Below are 7,050 nucleotides of genomic sequence, written 5' to 3'. Positions count from 1 at the left end.
GGTGACGACCTTCACGTCCGTCTCGGTGCGCCAGCCGAGGAACTACTCGATCTTGTCGGCCCCGGCCCGGTGTCCCTGCGCGGTGGTGGATCCCGCGGCCTTCGCCCAGCGCCGGTTGCCGTCCATGATGACGCCGATGTGCTTGGGCACCTGGGCGTGGTCGAGGTGCCCCTCGACCCTGCGTGCGTAGACCTTGACCAGCAGGCCGCGCAGTGTGTCGCGCAGGTTCACGTGAAAGCCCCTCCGGTGTCGCGGCAGTCCCCTTGGCGGACTTGGCCTCCACCACCGGTAGGCTCTGGCAACCAAGGGGACTGCCGCGACACCGGAGGGGCTTTCACGTGAACCTGCGCGACACACTGCGCGGCCTGCTGGTCAAGGTCTACGCACGCAGGGTCGAGGGGCACCTCGACCACGCCCAGGTGCCCAAGCACATCGGCGTCATCATGGACGGCAACCGGCGCTGGGCGAAGGCCGCGGGATCCACCACCGCGCAGGGACACCGGGCCGGGGCCGACAAGATCGAGGAGTTCCTCGGCTGGTGCACCGAGACGGACGTGAAGGTCGTCACCCTCTGGCTGTTCTCCACCGACAACTTCGGCCGCCCCCAGGAGGAGCTGGTCCCGCTCTTCGGCATCATCGAGGACGTCGTACGCTCCCTCGCCGCCGACGGCCGCTGGCGGGTGCACCACGTGGGCACCCTCGACCAGCTCCCCGGGCAGCTCCAGACCGCCCTCAAGGAGTCCGAGGAGTCCACGGCGCACGTCGACGGAATACTGGTCAACGTCGCCATCGGGTACGGCGGCCGCCAGGAGATCGCCGACGCCGTACGGTCCATGCTCCTCGACGCCCAGGACAAGGGCACCTCGGTGGAGGAGCTCGCCGAGAGCGTCGACGTCGACATGATCGGCCGCCATCTGTACACCGGGGACCAGCCCGACCCGGATCTGGTGATCCGTACGAGCGGCGAGCAGCGGTTGTCCGGATTCATGCTCTGGCAGACCGCGCACTCCGAGTACTACTTCTGCGACGTCTTCTGGCCGGCCTTCCGCAAGGTCGACTTCCTGCGCGCGCTGCGTGACTACGCGGTGCGACACCGGCGCTACGGAGGCTGAACCTCCGCATTTCTCCCGCGTTACCGATGAGGTGTCCGCCGCCCCTTTCGCGGCAGACGTAACGAGGAGTTCACCGGGGCACCCCCGTACGGCGTGGCATGGCGGCGCATGTTCGAGGGCATAAGCCAGTCAGGTCGACACCCGAACCACGGGTGTCGGATCTCAGCGGGCGGCTCGGGGCCGTCCGCCCGGGAGGCCCTTTGCACCAGCCCGATCGTGCGGTCACAGCACGGACGAAGCAGCGGAGGGCCGGTCACCGGCCCGTGCAACGGCGCCGTCGACCGGCCCAGTTCCATCCCGTCGCTCCCCGACCTCATCCGAGGGGGTACGTCCTTCCGTGGTGACCAGCACAAAGCGCCACAAGCCAGACCGGCGCACCTACGTCCTCGACACCAGCGTCCTGCTGGCCGACCCGAACGCTTTGAGCCGCTTCGACGAGCACGAGGTCGTGCTTCCGATCGTCGTGGTGACGGAGCTGGAGGCGAAGAGGCACCATCCCGAACTCGGCTACTTCGCCCGGCAGGCCCTGCGTCTGCTCGACGAGTTCCGGGTCCGGCACGGCCGCCTCGACGCCCCCATCCCGATCGGGGACCTCGGCGGGACCGTACGTGTCGAGCTCAACCACTCGGACCCCAGCGTCCTGCCGACCGGCTACCGCCTGGGGGACAACGACTCCCGCATCCTGGCGGTCGCCCGCAATCTGCAGGCCGAGGGCTACGACGTGACTGTCGTGTCGAAGGACCTGCCCCTCAGGATCAAGGCGTCCTCCGTGGGCCTCCTCGCCGAGGAGTACCGCGCGGAACTCGCCATCACGGACGCCTCCGGCTGGACCGGGATGTCCGAGGTGACCCTGCCGGGCGACCAGGTGGACATCCTCTTCGAGGAGGGGACGGTCTACGTCCCGGAGGTCAGCAACCTCCCCGTCCACACGGGTCTGACGATCCAGTCCGAGCGGGGCAAGGCCCTCGGCCGGGTGACGGCGGACGGCAACATCCGGCTCGTCCGCGGCGACCGTGAGGCCTTCGGCATCCACGGCCGCAGCGCCGAGCAGCGCATCGCGCTGGATCTGCTGCTCGACCCGGACATCGGGATCGTGTCGATGGGCGGCCGGGCCGGCACCGGCAAGTCCGCGCTCGCGCTCTGCGCGGGACTGGAGGCCGTGCTCGAACGGCGCCAGCACCAGAAGGTGATGGTCTTCCGACCGCTGTACGCGGTGGGCGGGCAGGAGCTCGGCTATCTGCCCGGCAGCGAGGCCGAGAAGATGAGCCCCTGGGCGCAGGCGGTCTTCGACACGCTCTCGGCGGTCACCTCCCGCGAGGTCATCGAGGAGGTCACCGCGCGCGGGATGCTGGAGGTCCTTCCGCTCACGCACATCCGCGGCCGTTCGCTCCACGACGCGTTCGTCATCGTGGACGAGGCCCAGTCGCTGGAGCGGAACGTCCTGCTGACCGTTCTGTCCCGGATCGGGGCGAATTCACGGGTGGTTCTGACCCATGACGTGGCGCAGCGCGACAATCTGCGCGTCGGTCGCTACGACGGTGTCGTCGCCGTGGTGGAGAAGCTGAAGGGTCATCCGCTCTTCGCCCACGTCACGCTGACGCGGTCCGAACGCTCCCAGATCGCCGCCCTGGTGACCGAAATGCTGGAGGACGGGCAGATTTAACGGTTCCACCGGTTCCGGGCGATCTGACCATTTTTGGTCAAGCCCGGTCACCGATGGATCTCTTGGCGCCGTCCGGCAAAGGCGATGAGCCTAGCCGGGCGGCGCCTCGGCGTGTGGGCGTTTCCGTGAATCCCTGGGGCCAAACGAGGTGTGAGCTTTCACACGCAACCACGAATTGCCTTGCGACGCCGGGTTACGGCAGAGTCTCACTCCTGTCAGGCCCCGCATACGACACAGCCGTACCCCCAGCGGTACGGAACCACGGCAACACCACGGTCAACTCCATAGCGTCGTCGTATGCCGCCCGAGCACCACGCGGCGCTCCCCCGCAAGGGAGTTGCCCACCGGGCCCGCGCCTCCGTGACCCCGCAGTTGGGAGGCCAGCGCCAGGGGCACGATTGCGTCCGCCAGGGTCACCGAGGCGGGCGATGCTGGAAGGAAACCGTGTGAGCCGGATTTCGGTCCGGGGATTCGCAGTGGCTTCGGCCACCGCGGTCACCGCAGTCGGAAGTGTCGTCGGAGTTGCCTCGGGCAGCACCGCCCAGACCACGGACGACGCCGAGGCGGTCGCGAACGACACCACGTTGCTCGCTGACATTCCCGTGGGCCAGCAGGCCCAGGTGCAGACCGCATCCCTGACTGCACAGGCCGACGCCCAGGCCATCGCCGCCGACGCGACCGCCCGCAAGGACGCCGAGGAGACCGCCCGTAAGAAGGCGGCCGAGGACGCGATCGCGAAGCAGAAGCAGGCGGAGAAGGCCGAGCAGGAGCGCAAGGCGAAGGCGGAAGCCGAGACGAAGGCCCAGGCGGCCAGCTCGCTCGACGACGCCCCGACGCAGACCTCCTACTCCATCGCCGAGATCCAGGCGATGGCGAAGGCGGTCGTGGCGAGCGACCAGTGGACCTGCTTCAGCAACATCGTGAACCACGAGTCCACCTGGAACTACAAGGCCGTCAACCCGTCCTCGGGTGCCTACGGTCTTTTCCAGGCGCTCCCCGGTTCGAAGATGTCGTCCGCCGGCTCCGACTGGCAGACCAACCCGGCCACGCAGATCAAGTGGGGCCTCAACTACATGGAATCGCGCTACGGCAGCCCCTGCGAAGCGTGGTCCTTCTGGCAGGCCAACCACTGGTACTAGGCCCGCCGCACCGCCGATGACCAGCCGCGATCTTCGTCGGCGGGGCCTCGTCGGCCGCTCGACCCCCGGAAGCCCCCCACCGTTCTTCGGTGGGGGGCTTCCGCCATGTACGGTCGAAACCCCCGGGAGGAATCGCGACCTCCGGGGCAAGAGGTGGACAACAGGGGCGACGGGGGAAGAGGACGAATGAAGTCGCGGGTGCCAGGGTGGCTCGGCCGGATCGGCTCCGGCCTGAGCGGTTGGGGCGAGCGGTTGGAGCGCCGCCGCGCGGAGATCGAGTCCGAGTCCTCGGAGTCGTCCGGGGCTTCGGGATCGTACGGGTCTTCGGGGTCCTACGGGTCTTCAACGGGGTCCGGGGCTTCGGCGGGTTCCGGATCCTCAGCGGGGTCGGGATCCGAGAGCGCCTCCTCGCGCCCGTCCGGAGGCGCTGACCCCAAGAGGCTCGAAGGGGAATCGCAGGGTTCCCCCGCCGGCGGTCCGGCCGACGCGCCCACCGCCGTCCTCCGCCCGCGCCCCGACCCGGCGTCCGCGGTGCCCTGGGGCATGCGGGTCGCGGCCGAGGCCGGCTGGCGGCTGCTCGTCCTCGCGGGCACCGTCTGGGTGCTGATGCGGATCATCAGCTCCGTCCAGCTCCTGGTGCTGTCGTTCACCAGCGCGCTGCTCATCACGGCGGTGCTCCAGCCGACGGTGGCCCGGCTGACCCGGCACCGCGTACCGCGCGGCCTCGCCACGGCCCTGACCGCCGCCCTCGGCTTCGTCATCATGGGGCTCATCGGCTGGTTCGTCACCTGGCAGGTCATGGAGAACATCGACGACCTCTCCGACCAGGTCCAGGACGGCATCGACGAGTTGCGGCGCTGGCTGCTCGACAGCCCGTTCCATGTAACCGAGAACCAGATCAACGACATCGCAGGGAACCTCCGCGAGGCCATCAGCGACAACACGGACACGATCACCACGGCGGGTCTGGAGGGCGTGACGGTCATCGTCGAGGCGCTCACCGGCATCCTCCTGACGATCTTCTCCACGCTGTTCCTGCTCTACGACGGCAAGCGGATCTGGCAGTGGTCCCTGAAGCTGGTCCCGGCGGCGGCCCGCCCCGGAGTCTCCGCGGCCGGGCCCCGTGCCTGGCGGACGTTGACCGCGTATGTGCGCGGCACGGTGATAGTCGCCCTGATCGACGCCATCTTCATCGGCCTCGGCATCTACTTCCTCGATGTGCCGATGGCCGTCCCGCTCGCCGTGTTCATCTTCCTGTTCGCCTTCATCCCCCTGGTCGGCGCGGTCGTCTCGGGCGCCCTCGCCGTGGTCGTGGCGCTGGTGACGCAGGGCGTCTTCACCGCCGTCATGACCCTCGTCGTGGTCCTCGCGGTCCAGCAGATCGAGGGGCACATCCTCCAGCCGTTCATCCTCGGACGCGCCGTGCGCGTCCACCCGCTCGCCGTCGTCCTGTCGGTCGCCGCGGGCGGGATGATCGCGGGGATCGGGGGCGCGGTGGTCGCGGTGCCGCTCGTCGCCGTCACCAACACGGTGGTGGGGTCCCTGCGGGCGTACGCGCAGGACAGACCGTACGGGGACGACGAGCCGCACGGCCGTGGGGCGCCGTCCGACGGCGGGGCCGGGGCTGGGAGGACCGGGTCTGGGAGGACCGGGTCTGGCGAGGCTCCGTCCGGTGGGGGCGCCGGTTAGTTCCTTCCGTGGCGGAGCAGGACGACTCCGTTGCCGAAGGTGCGGGTCTCGATCAGGTGCAGGTCGGTCTTCGGCAACTCCTCGGCCTGCGAGAACAGCGGCCTGCCCCGGCCGAGGATGACCGGGTGGATGTAGAGCCAGTACTCGTCGACCAGGTCGTGCCGCATGAACTCGGCGGCGAGGGTGGCGCCGCCGAGGGCGAGGTCACCGCCCTCCTGGGCCTTCAGCGCCATGATGTCCTCCACGACGACGTCCCGGACGATCGTGGTGTGCCACTCGGCGCGGTGCAGCGTCCGCGAGAACACGAGCTTCGGCTTCTCACGCCAGATACGGGCGAAGTCCGCGACGGGAGCGGGCGCGTCGGGGTCCCGGTCGGCCGTGGGCCAGTAGTCGGCCATCAGCTCGTAGGAGACCCGGCCGTCCAGGAAGACGCCCATGTCCCTGAGGACGTCGTTGAAGTGGGTGTGCAGTTCCTCGTCGACGAGATGCCAGTCCAACTCACGGTTCGGGCCCTCCATGTAGCCGTCGAGGGACAGGGACATCATCAGGACGATCTTTCGCATGTGTGGGCTCCCGCGCTTCTCGGTGTCGACCTGGGACGAGGATGGCGCGGGAAAGGCCCGGTCGCTTGGATTTGGCGAGGGTTGAACGGGAAGACGTGGTCGGCGGTCAGTGGTCGGGGTCGGCGGACTCGCCGGGGGCGACGAGCCCGGTCTCGTAGGCGAGGACCACGGCCTGGGCCCGGTCTCGGAGAGTCAGCTTGGCGAAGATCCGCGCCACATGGGTCTTCACCGTCGCCTCGCTCAGGGTCAGGTGCCGGGCCAGCTCGGCGTTGGACAGCCCTCTTCCCATGAGGGTCAGCACTTCCCGTTCGCGCGGCGTCAGGAGGGTGAGGTCGCGGTGGACGGCGGGGTGCGCGGGTCCGGGAGCGGTCCGTCCGGCGCCGGAGGCCCAGCGTTCCACCAGGCGGCGGGTGATCGAGGGCGCGAGCAGCGCGTCACCGGTGTCGACCAGGCGTACCGCGGCGGCGAGATGGGCCGGGGTGACGTCCTTCAGCAGGAAGCCGCTGGCACCGGCGGCGAGGGCCGCGTAGACGTAGGAGTCGAGGTCGAAGGTGGTCAGCATGATCACTCGGCAGCCGGGGGTCTGCGCGAGGACGCGGCGGGCGGCTTCCAGGCCGTCCATGTGCGGCATGCGGATGTCCATGAGGACGACATCGGGACGCACTCGGCTCACCGTCCGGACGGCCTCGGCGCCGTCCGCGGCCTCGCCGACCACATTGATGCCGCGAGCGGTCAGGATCAGGCGGAAGCCGGTGCGGACCAGTTCCTGGTCGTCGGCGATCACCACCCGGGGGCCGGGGCCGGTGGGTGTGGTCATGGCCGGTCCAGCGGGATGCGGGCGCGGACACGGTACCCGCCGCCCAGGCGGCGGGTACCGTGTCCGC

General features: G+C 69.5%; 6 protein-coding genes and 1 pseudogene. 4 read left to right on the top strand and 3 right to left on the bottom strand.

Translation table 11 applies throughout. The features are described from left to right. Positions 1 to 45: 45 nt before the first annotated feature. Positions 46 to 231: pseudogene (locus AOK15_RS28075) on the bottom strand (undecaprenyl diphosphate synthase family protein); the annotation flags it as partial. A gap of 107 nt (positions 232 to 338) precedes the next feature. On the opposite strand from AOK15_RS28075, the gene AOK15_RS28070 reads away from it, so the two are divergent. The 4 genes from AOK15_RS28070 (at position 339) to AOK15_RS28055 (ending at position 5,603) form a co-directional block, all read left to right on the top strand. Then, on the top strand, positions 339 to 1,112 hold the full coding sequence (locus AOK15_RS28070) for an isoprenyl transferase (protein WP_055521148.1): 774 nt from the start codon (positions 339 to 341) through the stop codon (positions 1,110 to 1,112). Positions 1,113 to 1,449: 337 nt separating this feature from the next. After that, a complete protein-coding gene (locus AOK15_RS28065; protein ID WP_055521147.1) occupies positions 1,450 to 2,775 on the top strand; it encodes a PhoH family protein in 1,326 nt (441 codons plus the stop codon). Between the two features lie 428 nt (positions 2,776 to 3,203). Further along, positions 3,204 to 3,914, top strand: a complete 711-nt coding sequence (locus AOK15_RS28060) for an aggregation-promoting factor C-terminal-like domain-containing protein (RefSeq protein WP_185093577.1) — start codon at positions 3,204 to 3,206, stop codon at positions 3,912 to 3,914. Between the two features lie 186 nt (positions 3,915 to 4,100). Beyond that, on the top strand, positions 4,101 to 5,603 hold the full coding sequence (locus AOK15_RS28055; protein WP_079058750.1) for an AI-2E family transporter: 1,503 nt from the start codon (positions 4,101 to 4,103) through the stop codon (positions 5,601 to 5,603). On the opposite strand, the gene AOK15_RS28050 is transcribed toward AOK15_RS28055, so the two are convergent. After that, positions 5,600 to 6,166: a dihydrofolate reductase family protein gene (locus AOK15_RS28050; protein WP_055521145.1), complete on the bottom strand. Its 567-nt coding sequence runs from the start codon at positions 6,164 to 6,166 to the stop codon at positions 5,600 to 5,602. The genes AOK15_RS28055 and AOK15_RS28050 overlap by 4 nt on opposite strands. Positions 6,167 to 6,272: 106 nt before the next feature. Beyond that, on the bottom strand, positions 6,273 to 6,983 hold the full coding sequence (locus tag AOK15_RS28045) for a response regulator (protein WP_055521144.1): 711 nt from the start codon (positions 6,981 to 6,983) through the stop codon (positions 6,273 to 6,275). Positions 6,984 to 7,050: the final 67 nt, after the last annotated feature.

The organism is Streptomyces ossamyceticus (assembly GCF_001418475.1).
GTDB classification, from domain to species: domain Bacteria; phylum Actinomycetota; class Actinomycetes; order Streptomycetales; family Streptomycetaceae; genus Streptomyces; species Streptomyces ossamyceticus.
Note: the sequence above shows the minus strand (reverse complement) of the source record. Positions and strands in the feature narration are given on the sequence as shown.